The organism is Streptomyces sp. NPDC048352 (assembly GCF_040651895.1).
Classification (GTDB): Bacteria; Actinomycetota; Actinomycetes; order Streptomycetales; family Streptomycetaceae; genus Streptomyces.
This window is the reverse complement of sequence record NZ_JBEZKZ010000011.1, coordinates 55,418-77,139: the sequence shown is the minus strand read 5'-3', so window position 1 is coordinate 77,139 and position 21,722 is coordinate 55,418. Positions and strand designations below refer to the sequence as shown.

Here is a 21,722-nt window from a genome sequence, read left to right as displayed (position 1 = left end):
CCGGTTGGATCAACAGTTCGTAGATTTTGAGCCATGACGACGACGCAGAACCTGACCGGCGCCCCCGCCACCGCCAACCCCGTGTTGCGGGTCCCCCCGGCCCGGCCGGCCGCCGCGGCCGCGTACTTCGCCGCGAGCCTGGCCTTCCACGCGGACGTGTCGGACGTCGCCGCCGCCTTCAGGGCCCACCGCGAGCAGGGCGCCGACCTCGGCTTCCAGCTGGTCGACTCCCGCTCCACCCCCTCCTGGGACCAGGCCCACGTGCCCGGCGCGATCCACCTGCCCACCGCGCTGATCCCCAAGCAGGCCGAGAAGCTCCTCGACCGGAACGTCCCCGTCGTCACCTACTGCTGGGGGCCCGGCTGCAACGGCGGCGCCCGCTCCGCCCTGGCCCTCGCCGAACTCGGCTTCCAGGTCAAGGAGATGCTCGGCGGCATCGAGTACTGGATCCGCGAGGGCTTCGAGGTCGAGACCTGGCAGGGCTCGCAGCAGCGCGCCGCGGCCGACCCGCTGACCGCCCCCACCGACTCGGACGACTGCGGCTGCTGAACCGGCCGAGGCCGACGGGCCGCCCGCCCCCGTGGGGGAGCGGGCGGCCCGTCGGCCCGTGCGGGCGGTCAGAGCCGCGAGAGCTCGTCCACCAGGTCGTCCAGGCCCAGCGAACCCTGCGACAGCGCCGCCATGTGCCACGCCTTCAGGTCGAACGAATCGCCGTGCGCGGCCCGCGCGTTGTCGCGTCCCAGCAGCCAGGCCCGCTCACCCAGCTTGTAGCCGATGGCCTGCCCGGGCATCGACAGGTAGCGGGTCAGCTCGCTCTCGACGAAGTCCGCCGGCCGGCCGCTGTGCAGACCGAAGAACTCCTGCGCCAGGTCGACCGTCCAGCGCTCGCCCGGGTGGAACGGCGAGTCCGCCGGGATCTCCAGCCCCAGGTGCATGCCGATGTCCACGATCACCCGCGCGGCGCGCATCATCTGGCAGTCCAGGTACCCCAGGCGCTGCTCGGCGTCCTTGAGGTAGCCCAGCTCGTCCATGAGCCGCTCCGCGTACAGGGCCCAGCCCTCGGCGTTGGCGCTGACCAGCCCGACGCTCGCCTGGTAGCGGGAGAGCTGGTCCGCGACGTGCGTCCACTGCGCGAGCTGGAGGTGGTGGCCCGGAACGCCCTCGTGGTACCAGGTGGAGACCAGGTCGTACACGGGGAAGCGGGTCTGGCCCATCGTCGGCAGCCAGGTGCGGCCCGGGCGGGAGAAGTCCTCCGAGGGGTTGGTGTAGTACGGGGCCGCCGCGCCGCCGGACGGGGCGATCATCGACTCGACCCGCTTGACCCGCTCGGCGAGGTCGAAGTGGGTGCCGTCGAGGTTCTCGATGGCCTCGTCCATCAGGCCCTGGAGCCAGGCGCGGACTTCCTCGACCCCCTCGATGTGGGTGCCGTGCTCGTCCAGGTGCCGCAGGGCGTCCCACGGGTCGCCGCCGTCCGGCAGGATCTTGGCGGCCTCGGTCTTCATCTCGGCGAGCAGCCGGTGGTACTCGGACCAGCCGTAGGCGTACGCCTCGTCCAGGTCGAGGTCCGTTCCGTTGAAGTACCGCGACCAGCGGGCGTAGCGCTCGCGGCCCACCGGGTCCGGCGCGTCGGCGACGGCCGGTGCGTACACGTCCCGCATCCAGTCGCGCAGTTCGGCCACGGCGGCCGTCGCTGCGGCCGCCGCCGCGTCCAGCTCCGCGCGCAGGGACTCGGGGCCGGCGGCGGCGAACTCGCCGAAGAAGTCCCGGGAGTCCCCGCCGTCCTGCCCGGCCCAGGTGGTGAGCTGCTCCACGAAGGTGGCCGTGGGACGGGGACTGCCGTACAGCCCGCGCTCCAGGCCGAGCGCGAGGCTCTCCCGGTAGCCGGCGAAGCAGGCCGGCACGGCGCGCAGCCGCTCGGCGATCGCCGCCCAGTCCTCCTCGGTGTCGGCCGGGGTGAGGGTGAAGACCTCGCGGACGGCGTGCGCGGGGGAGTGGATGTTGCTGACGGCCCGCAGGTCCTCGTCGGCCTCGTGGACGGCGAGTTCGGCGTTCAGCCGCTCGCGCAGCAGCCGGGCGCAGCGGCGTTCGGCGTCGCTGTCGGCGCCGGGCAGCCGCTCGGCGGCGTCCAGCCGGGCGAGCGTGGTGCGCAGCAGGTCGCCGAGGGCGGCGCGGCCCGCGGGGGAGTAGTCGGGCAGCCTGCTCGAGCTGGCGGCGATGCCGAGGTAGGTGCCCTGGATCGGGTCGAGAGCGATGAGGTCGTCGACGTAGGCGTCGGCGACCTGGCGGGGCAGACGCGCTGCGCTGTCGGTGTGGAGGGTGTCGGACATGCGGACATCTTCGTACGCGGAAGGCCCTCCCGTCATCACCATAACCGCTCAGCCTCCTGTCGGAGGGGCTGAGCGGCCATGGGGCGTCGCGGCGCGGCCCGTTGGTCAGTGACGGGGGTCGCGCCGGGTTCCGTACGGGGCCTGCGCGCTCGGGACCTCGTACGGCGGGCGTGAGACGGCCGGGGTCGCGGCCAGCCGGGCCGTGATCACCAGGGTGCCCTCCTCGATCTGGTAGTCGAGGGGGAGGCCGAGACCGCGCATCGCCGCGACCATGCCGGTGTTGGAGGCCTGGGTGACGGCGTACACGCTGTCGCACCCGGCCTCCACGGCCATCGCGATGAGGCGGCGCAGCAGCTGCGAACCGATGCCGCGGCGCTGCCAGTCGTCCTCGATGAGCAGCGCGATCTCGGTCTCGTCGCCGTCCCACAGCAGGTGGCCGAGGGCGACGAGCCTGCCGGAGGCGGTGGTCGCGGCGAGGGTGCGGCCGAAGCGCGGGCTGAGCAGGTGGCCGAGGTAGCGGTCGGCGTCGGCGACCGGGCCGTGGTAGCGCAGGCCGAGGGTGCGCCGGCTGCACCGCTCGTGCATCGCGAGGGCGGCTTCGAGGTCGCCGCCGTCGGCGCGGCGCACGGTGATCTCGTTGCCCTCGGGCAGGGTCAGCACGTCCTGGCTCCGGGGGACCCGCGGCCCGAGGCGCGCGTCGAGCTCGACGAGGGCACGGGCGCGGGCGAACTCGGTCGGGGTGAAGGGCAGGTAGGGCCGCTCCACGGTGATCGCGCCGCCCGACGGGTCGCGCAACCGCATCACGGTCGACTCCAGGACGCCCTCGACGGGGGCGTCGGCGCCCGCGTTGGGGCGGCCCGAGAGGGTGGTGGCGGGGATCGACTGGATGGTGCAGCGGCCGAGCAGCTGGCGCAGCGCGAGGGGGAGTTCGGCGGCGTCCAGGGCGGTGCGGGTGGCCAGGCCCAGGACCCGGGTGGGGGTGTCGACCAGGTCGTGGGCGTCGGCCCGCTCGATCCAGGTGCTGCGGCCGCCGGCGTGGGCGACGGCCCGGGTCAGGTGGGCGGAGGCGAGCTCGCGCGGGGAACGCAGCAGGAACTCGTCGACCGTTCCGCCCTCGGGCAGGGGGTGGGTCTGGAGGGTCAGGATGTCGACGCCTTCGCGGGCGAGCGCGGTGCAGAGCGAGGCCAGGCTGCCGGGCTCGTCGCGCACGGTGGTCCGCATCCGCCACAACGCGGGGTCGGCGGGCGCCGTCGCCGTGGCGGGGTGCGGATCGGAGGGGGCCTTGCCCGCGGGAGGCGGCGCATGGCTGTGCCGGCGCGCCCACCAGGTGTGGAAGGCCGCCGTGACCAGGAGCGCGACGGCCGAGGCGACCAGCAGGACCGGGCCGTCCGGGCCGTGCGCGACGAGGTTGGCGATGCCGTCGGCGACCGCGACGGCGCAGAAGAGGGCGGCGAGTTCGACGAGGTCCCGGCGCCAGTGGTGGCGGTGGGGGCGCTGGGCGGGGGAGGCAGGGTTACGGTCAGTCATGCATCCCACTGTCGCCCGGGGGTGTTGCGTGATCACGAACGGCCTGTGACCGACTGGTTAAGTGTCCGTCTGGCCGGTTTCACCGGGTTTACCGGCGGATTTTCGCCACGGACACGGCCCGCGGGCCGAGGCGGGGGCGTTCGGCGCGGCCGCCCCGCTCACGCCTGCCCGACGCGCCCCGGCTGGAGGACCTTCGTGAACAGGACGCCGCCTCCCTGGCGGCGCAGCCGGACGGTCAGCTCCCCGCTGCCGCCGTCGATCTCGACCTCGCCGTAGTACGGGGGGTGCTCGGCCGGGGACATGTTGGCGACCGGCGCCGACCGGACGAACTCCGCGCGCGGCCCGAAGGTGGCGTCCAGCCGGCCGGCCGGGAAGCCGCCCGCGCCGATCGGCCCGGAGACGAACTCCCAGAACGGCGCGAAGTCAGGGAAGGCGGCGCGCTCGGGCGCGTAGTGGTGGGCGGCGGTGTAGTGGACGTCGGCCGTGAGCCAGAGGGTGCCCGTGATGTGCCGGTGCTTGATGTGGCGCAGGAGGTCGGCGATCTGGAGCTCGCGTCCCAACGGCGCCCCCGGATCGCCCTGGGCCACCGCCTCGAAGTCCACCGACCCGTCCGGGACGACGACGCCCAGCGGCATGTCGGCGGCGATGACCTTCCAGGTGGCCCGGGAGCGCGAGAGCTCCCGCTTCAGCCACGCCAGCTGCTCTTCACCGAGGATGCCGACCGGGTCCTCGGTCTGCCGGCCCGGCGAGTTGGCGTCGCGGTGGGTGCGCATGTCCAGGACGAACACGTCGAGCAGCGGGCCGTGCCGCAGCACCCGGTACATCCGCCCCTCGGCGCGTCCGCCCCGCAGGTCCGTGACCGGGAAGTACTCCCCGAACGCCTGACGGGCGCGGGCGGCCAGGGTGTCGACGTCCTTGACGGTGTAGCGCGGGTCGTCGAGCAGCTGCCCCGGGTACCAGTTGTTGCGCACCTCGTGGTCGTCCCACTGGGCGAGGACGGGGACCCGGGCGTAGAAGTCGCGCAGGTTGCGATCGAGCAGGTTGTAGCGGAAGTTCCCGCGGAACTCCGCCAGCGTCTCGGCGACCTTGGACTTCTCCTCGGTGGTGACGTTGTGCCAGACGCGGCCGTCGGGCAGCGGCACGGCCGCCCTGACGGGTCCGTCCGCGTAGACCGTGTCCCCGCTGAAGAGGAAGAAGTCGGGCTCGTGCAGCCGCATCTCGTCGAAGACGCGGTATCCGCCCAGTTCCGGGTTGATGCCCCAGCCCTGGCCCGCCAGGTCCCCCGACCACAGGAAGCGCACGTCCTGGCCGCGGGAGACGGGAGTCGTGCGGAAGCTGCCGCGCACCGGCTCGCCGGAGCGGCGCGGGTCGTCGGGGTCGGTCAGCACGACCCGGTAGTGGACGAGCCGGCCGGGCGGCAGGTCGCGCAGGGTGGCGGTGCCGGTGTGGTCGGTGGCGGGGCCGAGGAAGGGACCGCCGTGGCGGCGCACGCCGTAGCGGAACGACTCGCTCGGGGAGGTCTCGACGTACATCCGGGCGGGCCGGTCGGAGCGGGTCCAGACGGTGGCCGAGTGCGGGGTGATCTCCCCCGACTGGATCCCCCAGAGCGCGGCCGGCCGGCCGGCTCGGACGAACCCGGGGGCGCGGCGGGACGAGGCCCGCGCGGGCGCGGCCGGCGCCGTGGACAGGGCCAGGCCCAGCGGGACGGCCAGGGAGCCGCCGAGCAGGGTCCGTCGGGTGTGCGGCATCGGTGCCATGGGTGCGTCTCCAGGGGCCGGCGGGGGCGGGCCGGACCAGTGTGCCGTCGCACACGGGACCGACCGCGTCGCCCACGCGAACCGCGGATGAACAGCCGCCGGCCGGTCAGGCGGGGTACCCGGTTGCCGAAGCCGCCGTGTCCAGGATGACGCGTGCCACCAGCGCCGGGTCGTCGTTCATCGGGACGTGGCCGCAGCCCGGGAGCCGGACCAGGCGGGCGCCGGGGAGCGTGCGCTTGGCCCGGAGGCCCTGGCGGCTCAGGAGCAGCCGGTCGTGCTCGCCCCAGGCGATGGTGACGGGCAGTCGGGGCAGGTCGCCGGTGAAGCGTACGGAGCCGCCCGCGGCCAGCGTCTGCTCGAAGCCGGTGGCCTGCCGCAGGGCGAGCGTCTCGGCGACCACCGCCGCCGGGGCGCGGAGCGCCGGGCGGGCGTAGATCGTGCCGGTGAGGGCGGCCCGGCCGGGACCGCTGCGCGAGAGCCGCTCCAGGGTGGACAGGGGCAGCGTCCTGGCCCCGGCGCGCATCGCGCGCAACGCGGTGAAGGCGTAGCGCCGTTCGGACTCTGTCCAGAACCCGGCGGGGGAGAGGGCGGTGACCGAGCGGGCGAGACCGCTGCGCCCCATCTCCAGGGCGAGCAGCCCGCCGAGGGAGTTGCCCGCGACGTGCGGGCGCTCGACGCCGAGCGCCGCGCAGAGCGCTCCGAGGGCCGGGGTGACGGTGGCGAGGTCGTACGGGACGCCCGCGGGCAGCGGCCCGGAGGCGCCGAAGCCCGGGAGGTCGACGGCGATGACGTCGTGGCCGGCGGCCAGGATGCCGGTCACCGGGTGCCAGGCCTGGAGGTGGTGGCCGATGCCGTGGAGCAGGAGAAGCGGTTCGCCGGCGCCCTTGCGTTCGTAGGCGACGGTTGCGGTGCGGGGGCCCAGCGGCGAATCGATCGTGAAGGAGACCGTGGCGGTCATGCTGCTCCTCGTCGGGTGGACGCGTGTGAGACAGGCCGTCAGTAACGACGGGTTCCATGATTACCGCCCGGTAGCCCCCGGCTACAAGCCCTCGTACAGCTCGCGCGACGTCCTCGCGACATCCTCTCGACGTGCGGGTGCCGAGCGAGAACATCCTGTGAACGGCTTGCTACATATGCCCGATCTGCCCGGCAAAGCGGCCAGGATTGGTCTTGACCAAGGGGGTGCACCGTCCTATCGTCGCGGATAGTGCAGGAACCTTTAATAAACAAGGGCGCGGAACTGCGGCGCGAAAACGCCGCTGGAACACGGCGATGCCGGACACGGTGACAGCGGCGATTGCAGGAGGAGTCAGGGTGGGGACGACGCAGCTCGAATCGGTGCCGGAGCCGAAGTACTGGCACCTGAAGACCGTGCTCAGCGACGCGCTGGACCAGGACTTCGCGGTCGGTGAGATCCTCCCGAACGAGCGTGAGCTCGCCGCGCGCTTCGGAGTCGCCCGCGCCACCCTGCGGCAGGCCCTGGAGCAGCTCGAACTCGAAGGCCGCCTCCAGCGCCGCCGCGGAGTCGGCACCACCGTCGCCCCGCCGCGCGTGGGCGTGGCCGTCGGAAACGCCCGGCACGGCTGGCCCGGCGAGGGTGTCGACGGCTGGGAGGCGGTCGACGCGGTCGAGGCCGTGCCCGCCGCCGCCGTGCTCGCGCTCCTGGGAACCGAAGCCGGCCGGCCCGTGCACACCGTGCGCCGGACCCGCGTCACCCAGGGCCAGGCCGTCGCCGCCGAGCTGCTGTACGTGCCCGCCGCCTCCGTGCCCGGGCTCTCCGCCATCGACGCCCCGGCCGGGCCCGCCCGGGCGCGGGCCGTGCTGCGGGAGCTCCAGCGGCTCTCGCTGGAGGGGCAGGACCGCTCGGTCGAACTGGGCTCCGCCCGGGCCGACGACGCCAAGGAGCTGGACCGGCTGCCCGGCGCGCCCGTGCTCCTGGTGACCACCCGCTACTTCACTGCCGCGGGCACCGCCGCCGTCTCGGTGGCCACGTACCGCGCCGACACCTGCCGCCTGACCTTCGGCGACTCCGGCGTGGAGATCACGGAAACCCGCGCCGCGTCCTGACCCGGCACGCCGCCGCAACCCCGGGCGCCCTACGGGCCCCGGGGTTTCCGCTGCCCCGGCCCGGCCGGCGGCCTCCCGGCGCTGGCCGCCGCCGGGCCGGAACGCGCCGGGCCGGGATACGACGGCGGGAATGCGACGGCCCGGCATGCGGCCCGCCGAACGGCGACCGGCCGGAAAGCCGCGGGCTGGCAGGCGACCGGCCGGAAAGCGGCGGGCTGGCAGGCGACCGGCCGGAAAGCGGCGGGCCGGTATGCGACGGCGGGAATGCGGCGCGCAGGACGCCGCCGGGAGCGCAGGGGGCCCGCGCCGGAAAGCGTCGGGCCGGTATGCGACCGGCCGGGATGTCCCCGGTCGGAGTGGCGCCGCCGGGAGGTCGGCGGTCGGGCGTCGACCCGTACAGGCGGGAGCGGGGCCGGCTCGGCGGTCGGGCGCCGACGCGTACAGGCGGGCGCGGGGCCGGGAGGTCGCCGGGGCAGGCGGGGAGCGGGGCCGGTGCGAACCCGGGGGTTCGGCTCGGCCGCCCGGGCCGCCTCCGGCCCCGCGCCCGCCCCGGTGGTCAGCGGCGGGCGGTGACCGTCTTCTCCACCGCGAACAGTTCCTCCTCGACGTGGTCCAGCGCGAGACGCAGGGCGCCCGTGGCCACGGCGGCTTCGCCGAGCAGGGACAGCGCCACCCGCGGCGGGCGCAGGCAGTAGCGCTCCAGTTCCCGGCGCAGGGGGTCCAGGACCCCGTCCAGGCCGGCCGCCCAGCCGCCCACGACCACGAGCTCCGGATCCATCGCCAGCACCAGCGCCGCCACGTCGTGCACGAGCCGCTGGAGGAATCGTTCCACCGCGGCCACCGCGCGCTCGTCGCCCCGCTTGGCCATCGCGAACACCTCGGCGACCGCCGGTTCGTCCAGCGGGTGGAGGGGTTCGCCGGTCGTCGACAACAGCCGCTCGGGGGTTGCCTCCCGTCCGAGCAGGTGCAGTGCGCCGATCTCGCCCGCCGCGCCGCCGAAGCCCCGGTGCAGCCGGCCGCCGATCAGCGAACCGGCGCCCGGGCTGAGCCCGGCCATCACGAACACCATGTCGTCGGTGTCGCGCGCGGCGCCCTTCCAGTGTTCGGCGACCGCCGCAGCGTTGGCGTCGTTCTCCACCTGGACCGGACAGCGGAACGAGCGCCGCAGCCGCTCGCCCAGCGGCAGTCCCGTCCAGCCGGGCAGGGCCGTACCGAGGCGAACCGTTCCGTCGGCCTCCACGATGCCCGGGCTGCCGACCCCGACCGCCCGCAGGGAGTCACGCGGGATACCGGCCCGGCGCAGCAGATCGGCGACCGCCGCCCGCACACGCTCCAGGCGCTCATCGGCCGAGGCCGTCTCGGCGACGTCCTTGGTGCCGGCTCCGATGACCCGGCCGTCGAGTCCCGACAGCAGTACGGCGATCCGGTGCGAGCCGATCTCGATGCCGAGCAGATGCCCCGCCTCGGCGCGGAACCGGAACCTTCGGGCGGGCCGGCCCTGCCGCCGGGCGCCTTCCTCGGCGACCGCCTCGACCACCAGCCCGGTGCCCATCAGCCCCTCCACGACCCCCTCCACGGTCGGCCGGGAGAGCCCGGTCACCCGCGTGAGGTCGGTGAGGCTCGGCGATTCGGCCGCCCGCAGTGCGCGCAGCACCACGGCCGAATTGATGCGCCGGAGCAGAGAGGGATCCCCGCCGGTCAGCTGCCCCAACGTGTGTCCTCCCAGCTAACGACCCTGTCAGCCGGATCGTACTGCGCCCCCGCCGCGGCGGCGAGAAGCGGCCCCCCGTGAGCGGAGAACGGCTCCCCGGCTCAGGCGGGCGAGACGAATCCGGACTCGTACGCCGTGATCACCGCCTGGGTCCGGTCGCGAGCCCCCAGCTTCCCCAGGATCGCGCTGACGTGAGACTTCACGGTCTCCGTGCCGACGATCAGCTCACGGGCGATCTCCACGTTGGTCAGCCCCCGCGTCATGAGGCGCAGCACTGCCTCCTCGCGCTCGGTCAGCGCGGCCCGCTCCAGCACCGCGCGGGCCTCCCGGTTCCCGTACTCGGCGGCGAGGGCCCGCACGGCGGCGGGAAAGAGCAGGGTCTCTCCCTCCGCCACGAGCCGCACCGCATGCACGATCTCCGAGGGCCGGGCCCGCTTGAGCAGGAAGCCGTCGGCTCCGGCGCGCAGGGCCTGGTAGACGTACTCGTCGTTCTCGAAGGTCGTGACCACCAGGATCTTCGGCGGGGAGTCCACCGACCGCAGGACAGCCCGGGTCGCCTCGATCCCGTCGAGCAGCGGCATGCGCACGTCCATCGCCACGACGTGCGGCCGCAGTTGGCGCACGAGGGGGATGACGGACGCCCCGTCCGCGGCCTCACCCACCACCTCGATGTCGGGCTGGGCCTCCAGGACGGCGCGCAGACCCGCGCGCACCAGGGGTTCGTCGTCGACGAGCAGTACGGTAACCGGCATCCGGTCAGGGTATTCGCTCCAGCGGAAGCCGCGCGCGCACCCGCCAACCACCCTTGTGCGGGCCCGTTTCGGCCTCGCCGCCGAGCAGTGCGGCCCGCTCCCGCATGCCGCGAAGCCCGCTCCCGCGGCCCGTCGTGACGGCCGGGGACACCGGCAGTGGATTCGTCACCTCCAGATCCAGTCGGCCGGCGCCCATGTCGATCCGCACACGGATGGGCACGGGGCCGCAGTGGCGCAGCACGTTGGTCAGCGCCTCCTGCAGGATCCGGTACCCCTCGCGGGTGACGGGACCGGGCAACTTCTCCAGCGGCCCCGTCAGTTGCGCGTCCACCGCCGCACCCGAGGCGCGGGCCGACTCCAGCAGCCGGTCCGCCTCCACGAGCGTCGGCCGCTGCGACGGTGGCTGCCCCGACTCCCGCAGCACCATCAGGACCCGGTCGAGGTCCTCCAGCGCGGCCCGGCCCGTCTCCTCGATCGCCTTCAGCGCGCGGTCGGTGAACTCCGGGTCGCCGGCCGCCCTCGCCGCACCCGCCTGCACCACCGCCACCGTCAGGGCATGCCCGATGGAGTCGTGCAGCTCCCGCGCGATCCGGGTCCGCTCCAGCAGCTGTTCCGTACGCGCCTCCAGCGCGGTCAGCCGCTCGGCGGCGGACGGCCCCAGCAGACGCCGCGCTATGGCGGTGATCAGTTCGCCGAGCAGCACCACGACGACGACCAGCAGGACCAGCGGCACGGGAGCGAGCAGGGCCGCGGCCCAGCGCTCCGGGACGAAGGGGACCATGGGGTCGGAGTTCAAGGGGCGCCCGAGCGCGATCGCGGTCAGCTCCGCGGCCGTGACCGGGAGCCAGACAGTGGCGAACATGGCCGCGCCGGCCACGAGCAGCCGTATCTCCAGCCACAACACGGTCCGCCACCGGTCCGCCCAGCGCGCCGACGGAGCCGTGCCGATGAGGCTGTCGTCGCTGCCCCGGTCCTGCGGAGTGAGCAGGAACTGGGCCTGGAGCCCCTCCGCCAGCCGCACCCACGGGACGAACCCGAAAGGTATGACGATCAGCAGCGGCATCCACGGCGAGGACGGGTGGATGAACATCCACAGGGCGAGCAGCAGCAGCGGGACGCACAAGTGCAGCCAGCGCGAGTACGTCACCGGCCGCAACGGGGCACGGAGAAGTCGGATCATGCCTCCCATCGTGGCAGGGGAGGACCCGGGGCCGTCTCCCCCACGTGGGGGAGACGGCACCCCCGCGCGGGGGAGGGAAGGGGCGGGGCCGGACGGCGAATCTTGAGTCATGAACCGCATCGAGATCCGCGAACTGACCAAGTCCCACGGCTCCCACCGGGTCGTGGACCACCTCACCTTCGACGTCATGCCGGGCAGGGTCACCGGATTCCTGGGACCCAACGGCGCCGGCAAGTCCACCACCATGCGCCTGATCCTCGGCCTGGACCGGCCGTCCTCCGGCAGGGCCACCATCGCCGGAAGCCGGTTCACCGACCTGCGCAGGCCGCTGCGCCAGGTGGGCGCGCTCCTCGACCCACAGGCGGCCCACGCCGGACGGAAGGCCCGCGACCACCTCCTCGCCCTCGCCGTCAGCAACGGCATCCCGCCCGCCCGGGTCGACGCGGTCCTCGAGCAGGCCGGCCTCGCGGCGGTCGCCCGCCGCCGGATCGGCACCTTCTCACTCGGCATGCGCCAGCGCCTGGGCATAGCCGCCGCACTGCTGGGGGACCCGGGCGTCCTGCTCCTGGACGAGCCGACCAACGGCCTCGACCCGGAGGGGATCATATGGATCCGTGAGCTGATGCGCGGCCTTGCCGCCGAAGGGCGCACGGTCTTCGTCTCCAGCCACCTCATGGCCGAATCCGCCTCCTTCGTCGACCACCTCGTCGTGCTCGGGCAGGGCCGGCTGCTCGCCGACAGCTCCCTGGAGGAGTTCATCGACGCCCGCAGCACGCCCCGGGTGCGGCTGCGGACCCCGGACCCGGACCGGTTGGCGTCCGCCCTGGCCCGCGAGGGCCTGGACCTGGCCGACGCCGGGGAGGGGCGCTGGACCGTCGAGGGCATACGCGCCGAACGGGTCGGGACCCTCGCAGCCCGAGAGGGCATCGCCGTACTGGAACTCGCCGACGAGCGGGCCTCACTGGAGCAGGCCTACCTCGAACTGACCGCCGACCGCACCCCCTTCTCCGCCACCGCCGCCTGAACCGATGGGAGCCACCGACATGACCGCCGCAGCCCTGCCCACCGTCCCCGTCCTGCACTCGGAATGGATCAAGATACGGTCCGCCCGCGCGGTCCTCGGATCGCTGATAACCGTCTTCGCGGCCACCGTCGGCATCACGGTGCTCACCGCCGCCGCGATCGGGACCTCGGAGCCCGGCGCCCTCGGCGAGGACCGTCTGCTCGGGGCCTTCTTCGGAATCAACTTCGGTCAGATAGCGGCCATCGCCTTCGGCGCGACCGCCTTCGCAGGGGAGTTCCGTGGCGGAGCCCTGCGGGTGTCGCTGACCGCCGTACCCAACCGGACCCGGCTCTATCTGTCCAAGGCCGCCGCCGTGGCCGGACTCGCCTTCGTGGTCGGGCAGATCACCGGTCTCGTCACCTTCGTGGCCGGGCAGGCGCTCATGGGGGAGTACGCCCTCTCCCTGGGCGACCCCGGGGCACTGCGTGCCATCTTCGGCAGCGGGATCTACCTGACCCTGATCGCCCTGCTGTCGGCCGGCCTGACCGCGCTGGTGCGCAGCGGCACCCTGGTGATGAGCCTGCTCATACCCTTCCTGCTGATCCTGCCCTTCGTGGTGGGCCAGGTCGTGGGCGGTGCCATGCAGTTCATGCCCGACCGGGCGGGCCAGCTGGTGATGCGGACCCACGCGGAGGGCTCGCTCGGTCCGTGGAGCGGGCTCGCGGTGACCGCGCTGTGGGCCCTCGTCGCCCTGGGGGCGGGCTGGCTGGCCGTACGGCGGCGCGACGCGTGACGCCGGGCCAGTTGTCAGTGCCCCGGCCGATACTGACGGCATGACCACGGCAGAGCACCTCGAGACGATCGACCGGCTCCGGGCGCAGGGATTCCCGCCCGAGCCGGCTGTGTCCGGCGATCAGAGCAGCGGCCCGGGGTACCGCCTCGTCCAGCTCAGCCGGACCCGGGACTTCTGGGACGACGACGGTTCCGGCCGGGAGGAGGCGGCCGATCAGATCAGTGCCGAGTACGGGGCGCTCACCCAGGCCCTGACCGACCGGTGGGGACCGCCGCAGGTCTTCGGACTGGCGTCGCTGCTGGACCGGGGGCTCGACGGGGAGGAGATACCGGAGCCGTGGAACGAGCTGTGCAACACCACCGACCACGTGCACCTGTGGCGGGTCGAGGGCCGGTGGCTGCTGATGTGCGTGGCGCAGTGGGACAAGGAGTTCCCCTTCATGCTGCTGGCAGGGGTCACCGTGGTCGACCCGCCGTAGCAGGCGGCGCGCCTCAGACGCCGCCGGACTCCGCGGCCGCCCGCAGGCGGGCGAACTCCTCCGCCATGGACGCGGCCGTCCAGTGGGCGTTCAGGCCGCTGGGGTTGGGCAGGGCCCAGATACGGGTGTTGCCGATGGTGCGCTCCTGAGGGCCGATCACGGCCTTGCGCTCGCCGAAGGCCGTGCGGTACGCGGTCACGCCGACCACGGCCAGCCACTGGGGGCGCAGGAGCTCCACCTTCGCGGTCAGGATCCGGCCGCCCTCGAGGAACTCCTCGGCGCTCAGCTCGTCGGCACGGGCGGTGGCCCGGGCGACGACGTTGGTGATGCCGAGGCGGTAGGTCAGCAGCTCCTCCTGCTCCGCGGGGGCGAGCCTGCGGGGGGTGAAACCCGACAGGTGCAGGACCGGCCAGAAGCGGTTGCCGGGGCGGGCGAAGTGGTGGCCCGTCGCGGCGGAGAGGAGGCCCGGGTTGATCCCGCAGAACAGCACGCGCAGACCGCCCGCGACCACGTCCGGGACGACGCGGCCGCGGGCGGCTTCGAGCTCTTCGGGGGTCAGAGGATCGACCCGGGGGCGTAGCCGGCGGCCTCCGGGTGCTCCTTGGCGATGGCCTCGATGCGGGAGACCACGGCGGCCACCTGGTCGCCCGCGGCACCCGTGAAGGAGAGCTTGTCGGCCATGAGGGCGTCCAGCTGCGCACGGTCCAGCGGCATCCGCTCGTCGGCCGCCAGCTTGTCCAGCAGCTCGTTGCGCTCGGCGCCCTGCTCGCGCATGGCCAGGGCGGAGGCGACGGCGTGCTCCTTGATGACCTCGTGCGCGGCCTCGCGGCCCACACCTGCCCGCACCGCGCCCATCAGCACCTTGGTGGTGGCGAGGAAGGGCAGGTAGCGGTCCAGCTCGCGGGCCACGACGGCGGGGAAGGCGCCGAACTCGTCGAGGACCGTGAGGAAGGTCTCCAGCAGGCCGTCGAAGGCGAAGAACGCGTCGGGCAGCGCCACGCGGCGCACGACCGAGCAGGAGACGTCGCCCTCGTTCCACTGGTCGCCGGCCAGCTCGGCCGTCATCGAGGCGTAGCCGCGCAGGATGACCATCAGGCCGTTCACGCGCTCGCAGGAGCGGGTGTTCATCTTGTGCGGCATCGCGGAGGAGCCGACCTGGCCGGGCTTGAAGCCCTCGGTGACCAGCTCGTGGCCGGCCATCAGGCGGATCGTCTTGGCGATGGAGGAGGGGGCGGCCGCCAGCTGCACCAGGGCGGTGACCACGTCGTAGTCGAGCGAGCGCGGGTAGACCTGGCCGACGGAGGTGAACGCCTGCGAGAAGCCGAGGTGGGAGGCGATCCGCTGCTCCAGGTCGGCCAGCTTGGCGGCGTCGCCGCCCAGCAGGTCGAGCATGTCCTGGGCGGTGCCGACCGGGCCCTTGATCCCGCGCAGCGGGTAGCGCTCGAGGAGGTTTTGCAGGCGGTCGTAGGCCACCAGCAGCTCGTCGGCAGCGGTCGCGAAGCGCTTGCCCAGGGTGGTCGCCTGCGCGGCCACGTTGTGGGAGCGGCCGGCCATGACCAGCTCGGCGTGCTCGCCGGCGAGCTTGCCGAGGCGGGCCAGGACGGCGACCGTGCGGTCCCGGGCGAGTTCCAGCGAGAGCCGGATCTGCAGCTGCTCGACGTTCTCGGTGAGGTCGCGGGAGGTCATGCCCTTGTGCACGTGCTCGTGGCCGGCGAGGGCGTTGAACTCCTCGATCCGGGCCTTTACGTCGTGCCGGGTGACCTTCTCGCGCTCGGCGATGGAGGCGAGGTCGACGGTCTCCAGGACGCGCTCGTAGTCGGCGAGGGCGGCGTCGGGGACCTCGATGCCGAGGTCCTTCTGGGCGCGCAGCACGGCGAGCCACAGCCGCCGCTCCAGCGTGACCTTGTACTCGGGGGACCACAGGACGGCGAGCTCCGCGGAGGCGTAGCGGCCGGCCAGGACATTGGGGATGCGGGGCTTGGCTGTCACGTGTAGGGATTCTACTTGGGGTGCGGCTGTGCGTTTACGCAGGTAGGGGCAGCCCCGGGGATTGTGGCTTGCTACGAGTGCGGCGGTGTGCCGTACGGCAGCAGCTCCGGCCGCTTGGCGGGGCGTCCGTCCCCGGACGAGCGGCCCGTCAGCCGGCGCCCGATCCACGGCAGCAGGTGCTGCCGGGCGAAACGCAGGTCCTCGGCCCGGCGCACGGGCCACCCCGGGGGCGCCGCCGGCGCCAGGGGCACCCGCCAGTCCTCCTCGGCGGGCAGCCCGAGAGTCTGCCAGACGGCCTCCGCCACCCTGCGGTGCCCCTCCGCCGTCAGGTGCAGCCGGTCGACGTCCCACAGGCGCGGGTCCGCGAGCGCGGGAGCCCCGTACAGGTCCACCAGCAGCGCCCCGTGCCGCGCGGCGAGCTCTTCGAGGATGCCGAAGAGCTCCTCCATGCGCGGCCGGAAGCGTTCCATCACCGGCCCGTTGCGGCCGGGCGAGCGCATCAGGACCAGGTGCTTGCAGGAAGGCGCCAGGAGTTCCACCGCGCTCTCCAGATGAGCCCTGACCCGCCCCATGTCCACCTTGGGGCGCAGTGCGTCGTTGAGCCCGCCCACCAGGGTCACCAGGTCCGCGCCCATCGCGGCGGCGGCCGGGGCCTGCTCCTCGGTGATCTGCCCGATCAGCTTTCCGCGCACCGCCAGGTTCGCGTAGCGGAAGCCCGGCTGGCGAGCGGCGAGCCGGGCGGCCAGCAGGTCGGCCCAGCCCCGGTAGGAGCCGTCGGGAAGGAGGTCGGACATCCCCTCGGTGAAGGAGTCGCCGACCGCGACGAAACTGGTGTAGGACGCATTCATCTCCATGGCGGAGCGATGCTACCGCGCGGTAGGCGCGCGTCCTACGCCGAGGCGGGCTTGCCGAACAGCTCGCGCAGCACGTCCTCCATCGTCACCAGGCCCGTCATCGTCCCGTCCGGACCGAGGACCGCGGCCAGGTGCGTACGGCTGCGCCGCATCGCGGTCAGCACGTCGTCCAGCGGGGTCTCCGCCCGTACCTGCGCGATCGGGCGCAGCGTGGACAGCGGGAAGGGCTCGTCCCGCTCCAGCACGTCCAGGGCGTCCTTCACGTGTAGGTACCCCAGGATCCGCTGCCGGCCGTCGACCACCGGGAAGCGGGAGTACCCCGACCGGGCCGACAGCCCCTCCAGCTCCGCCGCGGTGACGCCCTGCCTGGCGGTGACGACCCGGTGCACGGGCAGCACCACATCGGCGACGGGGCGGCGGCCCAGCTCGAGGGCGTCGTGCAGCCGCTCGCTCGCCCGGTCGTCGATGAGCCCCGCGTCGCTGGAGTCCTTCACGATCCGGGCCAGTTCGTCGTCCGAGAACGTCGCCGTGACCTCGTCCTTCACGTCCACCCGCAGCAGCCGCAGCAGGGCGTTGGCGAAGGCGTTGATCGCGAAGATCACCGGCTTCAGCGCCCGGGTCAGAGCCACCAGCGGCGGCCCCAGCGCCAGCGCGGTGCGCACCGGCTCGGCCAGGGCCACGTTCTTCGGCACCATCTCGCCGAACAGCATGTGCAGGTAGGTGGCCAGGGCCAGCGCCACCACGAAGGAGATCGCGTGCGTCACCCCGGACGGCACCCCGACCGCGTCGAGCAGCGGGCTCAGCAGGTGCGCGATGGCCGGCTCGGCCACCACGCCCAGCACCAGGGTGCACAGGGTGATGCCCAGCTGGGCCGCCGCCATCAGGGCCGATACGTGCTCCAGGCCCCACAGCACCGCGCGGGCGCGCCGGTCGTCCTGCTCGGCGTACGGCTCGATCTGGCTGCGCCGGACCGAGACCAGCGCGAACTCCGCGCCGACGAAGAAGGCGTTGACGACCAGCGTCGCCAGGCCGATCAGCAGCTGGATCGCGGTCATCGGGTCTCCTCCGCCGCTTCGTCGCCGACGGCTTCGGCCGGCTCGTGCAGGAGCACCCGGGCGGCCCGGCGCCCGCTGGCGTCGACCACGTCCAGGGACCAGCCGTCGAGCTCCAGACGGTCGCCGACGGCCGGGATCCGGCCCAGTTCGGTCGCTATCAGCCCGGCGAGGGTCTCGTACGGGCCTTCCGGCACCCGCAGCCCGATGCGCCGGAGCTGGTCGGTGCGCGCGGCGCCGTCGGCCGAGTACAGGGCGCGGCCCGCCTCGTCCGTGCCGGCCGGGGCCAGGTCCGGGGTCTCGTGCGGATCGTGCTCGTCGCGCACCTCGCCGACGACCTCCTCGACGATGTCCTCGAGGGTGGCCACTCCGGCCGTGCCGCCGTACTCGTCGATCACCACGGCCATCGTCTGCTTGCCGGACAGCCGGTCCAGCAGCCGGTCCACGGTCAGCGACTCCGGTACGAGGAGCGGCTCGCGCAGCAGCTGCGCCACCGGATGGCGGTGCCGCTCCTCGGCGGGCAGGGCCAGGACGTCCTTGATGTGGACGATGCCGACGACCGTGTCGAGGCTGCCCCGGTAGACGGGGAAGCGCGACAGGCCGGTGGCCATGGTCGCGTTGGCCACGTCCTCGGCGGTGGTCTGCACGTCCAGGGCGGTGACCTGGACGCGCGGGGTCATCACGTTCTCCGCGATCAGGTCGGCGAGGTTCAGGGTCCGCACGAACAGCTCGGCGGTGTCCTGCTCCAGCGCGCCGGCCTTGGCGGAATGCCGCGCCAGGGCCACCAGCTCCTGGGGGCTGCGGGCGGAGGCCAGCTCCTCGGCGGGCTCCATGCCGAAGCGCCGGACCATGTGGTTGGCCGTCGTGTTCAAGTGGCTGATCAGCGGCTTGAACGCGCGGGCGAAGACCCGCTGCATGGTCGCCACGCGCTTGGCGATCGCCAGCGGCGAGGAGATCGCCCAGTTCTTGGGGACCAGCTCGCCGACCACCATCAGCACGACCGTCGACACGACCGTGCCGAGGACCAGGGCCGTGGAGGACGCGGCGCCGGCCGACAGGCCCATGTCCTCGAACGGGCCGGTCAGCAGAGCGGCGATCGAGGGCTTGGAGATCATGCCGATGACCAGGCCGGTCACGGTGATGCCGAGCTGGGCGCCCGAGAGCTGGAAGGTGAGGGTGCGGACGGCGGCCAGGGCGCTGTCGGCCCCCCGCTCGCCCCGCTCGACGGCCCGTTCGAGTTCGCTGCGCTCCACGGTGGTCAGCGAGAACTCGGCCGCGACGAAGACTCCGCAGGCGAGACAGAGCAGCAGCGCCACGACGAGCAGGAGTACCTCGGTCATCGGTCGTTCACCTCCGTCCCATGGTCGGTCAGGAGGAGGGGGGCCGCGCGGTGTCGCGTGGCGGGAGGTCGGGAACGGGGAGGCTCGCCCATGGGCGCAGGCTCACACCTTTCGTATGCGATCGGGGAAGGAACCGTCGATCGCATGGTAAAGGAAAGGCAAAGGAGGTGGCGCGTCCTTTTGGGCGAGCGGGCGCGGACGGTCACCTGCGCACAGCCCGGACGAAGCGGCTGCGGTATCAGTCGTCCAGCCGGCGGGCCGAGCCGATGACGCAGTACGAGGTGGGCAGGGCCGGCCCGCGTTCGGGCAGGCGGAAGGAACGGTGCGAGACGATCCGGAAACCGGCCGCCTCCACCGCGGCGAGCGGATCGCGCGCGGTGTGGCAGCCGCCGAACAGGCGCGGCCACACCGTCCGGTCGAGCGCCCGCTGGACGGCGGCCATCCCCGGGCCCGGGGCGAGCCCGTGTTCCAGGAAGCGCAGCTCGGCACCCGGGCGGAGCACCCGGTGGAGTTCGGCGAGGGTGCGCGGCAGGTTGCGTACGGTGCACAGCACCAGCGAGGCGACGGCGACGTCGAAGGCCTCGCTCTTGACGGGGAGCGCCTCGGCGACCCCCGGGACGAGGTCCACCGGAACGTCGGCGCGCAGCGCGGCCGCGGCGGCGAGCCGGCGCAGGGTGCGCTCCGGCTCGATGGCGACGACCTCGGAGACGGCGGACGGGTAGTGCGCGAAGTTCAGGCCGTTGCCCGCGCCGATCTCGATGACGCGGCCCGACGCACCGTGCAGGAGCTCGCGGCGCAGGGCGCTGATCCCGGCGCGGGACTCGGCGGCGGTGCTGGCGCGGGCGTAGAACCGGGCGAAGTACGGGTGGTGCACGGGGTCGGGAGCGGGGGTGGGCATGGCGGGCCTCCGGGCGCGGATCGGCGGCGGACGGACGACACGGCTGCGCGTGCCCTTCGGGGCTGTTCCCCAGCCGGGCCCGTCCCGAAACCGGCCGTGCCCGAGCGGCGGAGGCGATAATCGGCACTTCTGCCACCGCACTTGGCGCGGGGCGACCGAGGAGAGTGCGACCTTGACATCCCGTACGGCCACCGTCCGCCGCCCGTCCGCCGCCGCCCTGCTCGCGACCGCCGCGTTACTGCTGGCCGGCTGCGGATCGGCCCCGGATCCGGCCACGGAACCGCCCCCCGGAACCGTCCCGGCCGCGCCCCCGGCTACGGCCCCCCGGGTGGAGGCCTCCACCGCCGGTCCCCATGCCGCCTTCTTCGCGGAGGTGGCCGCCCGCTGCGCCGGAGCCACCGCCCCGCCCGCATCCGCCTCCGCCGGAACCGGGGCGGCCCCGCAGGACCCGGAGTCGCGCAAGTACGCCGAGAACCACGCGTACCGGCAGCAGACGGAGCTGAGCCCCGCGGCGCGCTGCCGGGGGGAGGCCCACGCCGCCCGGATCCGGGCGGCGCTGGCCGCCACGCCCGTGACGGGCGCCGCCGAACTGACGGCGCTGCTGCGCGGCCTCGGCTACCCCGCCGGCGGCGGTGACGTGTTCGAGGGGAGCGGCGCGGGCGGACCGGGCTTCGCGCTGCCGGTCCCGGGCGGCGGCCCCTGCGTCTCGGGCCGGGCCGGCACCCCCGCCCGCGTCGAGACGCACGGCGTCTACCTGGAGGGCGGCTGCAAGGAGCCGACGGGGGGCCACTGAGCCCGGCCCCTCACCCGAGGCCCTGCGGTTCGGCCGCTGAGCCGGCTTCTCAGCCCAGGGCCTGCGGTTCGGCCGCTGAGCCGGCCCCTCAGCCCAGGCCTTGCGGTTCGGCCGCTGAGCCGGCTTCTCAGCCGAGGCCCTGCGGCCGCTGAGTCCGGCTCCCCAGCCCAGGGCCTGCGGTCCTGCCACTGAGCCTGCCGCTCAGCTGAGGCCTTGCGGTCCGGCCGCTGAGCCGGCTTCTCAGTCCAGGGCCTGCGGTCCTGCCACTGAGCCTGCCGCTCAGCTGAGGCCTTGCGGTCCGGCCGCTGAGTCCGGCTCCTCGGCCGAGGCCCTGTGGTCCGGCCGCTGAGTCCGGCTCCTCGGCTGAGGCCCTGTGGTCCGGTCCCTAGCCCAGGCCATGCGATCCGGTTCCTCAGCCCCGCCGCTCAGCCCGAGCCCGAGCCCGTCCGCTTTCGCCTCGCCCGCCCCCCCGTCGGCTTCGCGTCAGGCCGGCCACTCGGCGAGGAAGGACTCCGCCGACCAGGTGCCGCCCAGCGGCGCCCCCAGCCACCCCGGCGCCGCCGCGCGGAAGGCGGCCGGCTCCAGCCCGCCGGCTCCCTCCGGCACGGCCCCCAGCAGCGGGAGCCCGGACTTCGGCAGGTCGGCGAGGTTGCACCGGGAGGCCAGATCGGGTGCCGCGGGCCAGCTGCCGACGACCACCCCGAGCGCGCGGACCGCCCTGGCTTCGAGGGCCTCCGCCGTGAGGTCCGCGGTGTTGAGCGTGCCGAGCCCCGAGGGCGCCACCACCAGCACCGGAGCCGCCATCAGCCGCGCCGCGTCCGCGAGGGTGTGGCCGTCCTCGTCGAACCGTACGAGCAGCCCGCCCGCGCCCTCCACCAGCACCAGGTCGTGCTCGGCGGCCAGCCGTGCGGCCGCCTCCGCGATCTCGGCCGGGGCCAGCGTCCGCAGGCCCGCGCGCCGCGCCGCGGTGTCCGGGGCCAGGGGCTCGGGGTAGCGGGCCAGTTCCCGCGCGGTGACGGCCGGGCCGGCGAGGCGTACCACCTCGGCGGCGTCCCCGGGCTCGTCCGGGCCGACCCCGGTCTGGGCCGGCTTGAGCACGGCCACCGAGCGGCCGGCGGCCAGGGCGGCCGACGCGATCGCCGCGGTGACCACCGTCTTGCCGATCTCCGTGCCGGTACCGGACACCACGATGACGGACATC

Annotated in this window: 20 protein-coding genes; 6 read left to right on the top strand and 14 right to left on the bottom strand. The window is 74.1% G+C overall.

Going from position 1 to position 21,722, the window contains the following annotated elements:
• Positions 1–33: 33 nt before the first annotated feature.
• Positions 34–549, top strand: coding sequence for a rhodanese-like domain-containing protein (locus AB0D45_RS08880; RefSeq protein WP_362456206.1), 516 nt, complete (start codon positions 34–36; stop codon positions 547–549).
• 68 nt (positions 550–617) lie between these two features.
• Here AB0D45_RS08880 and AB0D45_RS08875 read toward each other — a convergent pair whose 3' ends face one another.
• From AB0D45_RS08875 to AB0D45_RS08860, 4 genes are all read right to left on the bottom strand, one after another.
• Entirely contained in the window at positions 618–2,327 is a 1,710-nt protein-coding gene (locus tag AB0D45_RS08875) for a DUF885 domain-containing protein (RefSeq protein WP_362456204.1), read from the bottom strand.
• Positions 2,328–2,432: 105 nt separating this feature from the next.
• Complete coding sequence (locus AB0D45_RS08870; RefSeq protein WP_362456202.1) at positions 2,433–3,854, bottom strand: GNAT family N-acetyltransferase; 1,422 nt, start codon at positions 3,852–3,854, stop codon at positions 2,433–2,435.
• Positions 3,855–4,012: 158 nt separating this feature from the next.
• Complete coding sequence (locus AB0D45_RS08865; RefSeq protein ID WP_362456301.1) at positions 4,013–5,602, bottom strand: alkaline phosphatase D family protein; 1,590 nt, start codon at positions 5,600–5,602, stop codon at positions 4,013–4,015.
• Positions 5,603–5,717: 115 nt separating this feature from the next.
• Positions 5,718–6,569: an alpha/beta fold hydrolase gene (locus AB0D45_RS08860; RefSeq protein ID WP_362456200.1), complete on the bottom strand. Its 852-nt coding sequence runs from the start codon at positions 6,567–6,569 to the stop codon at positions 5,718–5,720.
• Between the two features lie 356 nt (positions 6,570–6,925).
• Between AB0D45_RS08860 and AB0D45_RS08855 the strand changes: the two genes are divergently transcribed.
• Positions 6,926–7,678 (top strand): GntR family transcriptional regulator, encoded by a 753-nt coding sequence (locus AB0D45_RS08855; RefSeq protein ID WP_362456198.1) that lies wholly within the window; start codon positions 6,926–6,928, stop codon positions 7,676–7,678.
• A gap of 556 nt (positions 7,679–8,234) precedes the next feature.
• Here the strand turns inward: AB0D45_RS08855 and AB0D45_RS08850 are convergent.
• From AB0D45_RS08850 to AB0D45_RS08840, 3 genes are all read right to left on the bottom strand, one after another.
• Entirely contained in the window at positions 8,235–9,389 is a 1,155-nt protein-coding gene (locus AB0D45_RS08850; RefSeq protein WP_361606273.1) for an ROK family transcriptional regulator, read from the bottom strand.
• Between the two features lie 101 nt (positions 9,390–9,490).
• Complete coding sequence (locus tag AB0D45_RS08845; protein WP_362456196.1) at positions 9,491–10,141, bottom strand: response regulator transcription factor; 651 nt, start codon at positions 10,139–10,141, stop codon at positions 9,491–9,493.
• Between the two features lie 4 nt (positions 10,142–10,145).
• Positions 10,146–11,321: a histidine kinase gene (locus AB0D45_RS08840; RefSeq protein WP_362456194.1), complete on the bottom strand. Its 1,176-nt coding sequence runs from the start codon at positions 11,319–11,321 to the stop codon at positions 10,146–10,148.
• Between the two features lie 109 nt (positions 11,322–11,430).
• Here AB0D45_RS08840 and AB0D45_RS08835 point away from each other — a divergent pair, with 109 nt between their 5' ends.
• Genes AB0D45_RS08835 through AB0D45_RS08825 form a run of 3 tightly spaced genes read left to right on the top strand, consistent with a single transcriptional unit; the run spans position 11,431 to position 13,595 of the window.
• A complete protein-coding gene (locus AB0D45_RS08835; RefSeq protein WP_362456192.1) occupies positions 11,431–12,345 on the top strand; it encodes an ATP-binding cassette domain-containing protein in 915 nt (304 codons plus the stop codon).
• 19 nt (positions 12,346–12,364) lie between these two features.
• Entirely contained in the window at positions 12,365–13,117 is a 753-nt protein-coding gene (locus AB0D45_RS08830) for an ABC transporter permease (RefSeq protein ID WP_362456190.1), read from the top strand.
• Positions 13,118–13,157: 40 nt separating this feature from the next.
• Positions 13,158–13,595, top strand: coding sequence for a hypothetical protein (locus AB0D45_RS08825; protein WP_362456188.1), 438 nt, complete (start codon positions 13,158–13,160; stop codon positions 13,593–13,595).
• Between the two features lie 13 nt (positions 13,596–13,608).
• Here the strand turns inward: AB0D45_RS08825 and mug are convergent, their stop codons facing one another.
• The 6 genes from mug to AB0D45_RS08795 all read right to left on the bottom strand — a co-directional run bounded on the left by mug (position 13,609) and on the right by AB0D45_RS08795 (position 19,728).
• Positions 13,609–14,154, bottom strand: coding sequence for a G/U mismatch-specific DNA glycosylase (gene mug / locus AB0D45_RS08820; RefSeq protein WP_361606321.1), 546 nt, complete (start codon positions 14,152–14,154; stop codon positions 13,609–13,611).
• Positions 14,151–15,584, bottom strand: coding sequence for an adenylosuccinate lyase (gene purB / locus AB0D45_RS08815; protein ID WP_361606291.1), 1,434 nt, complete (start codon positions 15,582–15,584; stop codon positions 14,151–14,153). Before purB ends, mug begins: the two co-directional genes overlap by 4 nt.
• Positions 15,585–15,655: 71 nt before the next feature.
• Positions 15,656–16,438 carry an SGNH/GDSL hydrolase family protein gene (locus AB0D45_RS08810; RefSeq protein WP_362456186.1) on the bottom strand — a complete coding sequence of 261 codons (783 nt, stop codon included), beginning with the start codon at positions 16,436–16,438 and terminating at the stop codon, positions 15,656–15,658.
• Between the two features lie 35 nt (positions 16,439–16,473).
• Complete coding sequence (locus tag AB0D45_RS08805) at positions 16,474–17,493, bottom strand: hemolysin family protein (RefSeq protein ID WP_362456184.1); 1,020 nt, start codon at positions 17,491–17,493, stop codon at positions 16,474–16,476.
• Entirely contained in the window at positions 17,490–18,830 is a 1,341-nt protein-coding gene (locus AB0D45_RS08800; protein ID WP_361606300.1) for a hemolysin family protein, read from the bottom strand. Before AB0D45_RS08800 ends, AB0D45_RS08805 begins: the two co-directional genes overlap by 4 nt.
• A gap of 238 nt (positions 18,831–19,068) precedes the next feature.
• Positions 19,069–19,728, bottom strand: coding sequence for a class I SAM-dependent methyltransferase (locus AB0D45_RS08795; RefSeq protein WP_362456182.1), 660 nt, complete (start codon positions 19,726–19,728; stop codon positions 19,069–19,071).
• 172 nt (positions 19,729–19,900) lie between these two features.
• Here AB0D45_RS08795 and AB0D45_RS08790 point away from each other — a divergent pair, with 172 nt between their 5' ends.
• Complete coding sequence (locus AB0D45_RS08790) at positions 19,901–20,521, top strand: hypothetical protein (protein WP_362456180.1); 621 nt, start codon at positions 19,901–19,903, stop codon at positions 20,519–20,521.
• Between the two features lie 483 nt (positions 20,522–21,004).
• On the opposite strand, the gene bioD is transcribed toward AB0D45_RS08790, so the two are convergent.
• Positions 21,005–21,721: a dethiobiotin synthase gene (gene bioD, locus AB0D45_RS08785; RefSeq protein ID WP_362456178.1), complete on the bottom strand. Its 717-nt coding sequence runs from the start codon at positions 21,719–21,721 to the stop codon at positions 21,005–21,007.
• Position 21,722 lies beyond the last annotated feature (1 nt).

Coding starts and splice junctions, on each gene's coding strand:
- AB0D45_RS08805 (WP_362456184.1), bottom strand. CDS start 17,493: ATGACCGCGATCCAGCTGCTGATCGGCCTGGCGACGCTGGTCGTCAAC.
- AB0D45_RS08835 (WP_362456192.1), top strand. CDS start 11,431: ATGAACCGCATCGAGATCCGCGAACTGACCAAGTCCCACGGCTCCCAC.
- AB0D45_RS08865 (WP_362456301.1), bottom strand. CDS start 5,602: ATGCCGCACACCCGACGGACCCTGCTCGGCGGCTCCCTGGCCGTCCCG.
- AB0D45_RS08795 (WP_362456182.1), bottom strand. CDS start 19,728: ATGCCCACCCCCGCTCCCGACCCCGTGCACCACCCGTACTTCGCCCGG.
- AB0D45_RS08840 (WP_362456194.1), bottom strand. CDS start 11,321: ATGATCCGACTTCTCCGTGCCCCGTTGCGGCCGGTGACGTACTCGCGC.
- AB0D45_RS08830 (WP_362456190.1), top strand. CDS start 12,365: ATGACCGCCGCAGCCCTGCCCACCGTCCCCGTCCTGCACTCGGAATGG.
- AB0D45_RS08870 (WP_362456202.1), bottom strand. CDS start 3,854: ATGACTGACCGTAACCCTGCCTCCCCCGCCCAGCGCCCCCACCGCCAC.
- AB0D45_RS08860 (WP_362456200.1), bottom strand. CDS start 6,569: ATGACCGCCACGGTCTCCTTCACGATCGATTCGCCGCTGGGCCCCCGC.
- AB0D45_RS08810 (WP_362456186.1), bottom strand. CDS start 16,438: ATGGAGATGAATGCGTCCTACACCAGTTTCGTCGCGGTCGGCGACTCC.
- bioD (WP_362456178.1), bottom strand. CDS start 21,721: ATGTCCGTCATCGTGGTGTCCGGTACCGGCACGGAGATCGGCAAGACG.
- AB0D45_RS08800 (WP_361606300.1), bottom strand. CDS start 18,830: ATGACCGAGGTACTCCTGCTCGTCGTGGCGCTGCTGCTCTGTCTCGCC.
- AB0D45_RS08845 (WP_362456196.1), bottom strand. CDS start 10,141: ATGCCGGTTACCGTACTGCTCGTCGACGACGAACCCCTGGTGCGCGCG.
- AB0D45_RS08825 (WP_362456188.1), top strand. CDS start 13,158: ATGACCACGGCAGAGCACCTCGAGACGATCGACCGGCTCCGGGCGCAG.
- AB0D45_RS08875 (WP_362456204.1), bottom strand. CDS start 2,327: ATGTCCGACACCCTCCACACCGACAGCGCAGCGCGTCTGCCCCGCCAG.
- AB0D45_RS08880 (WP_362456206.1), top strand. CDS start 34: ATGACGACGACGCAGAACCTGACCGGCGCCCCCGCCACCGCCAACCCC.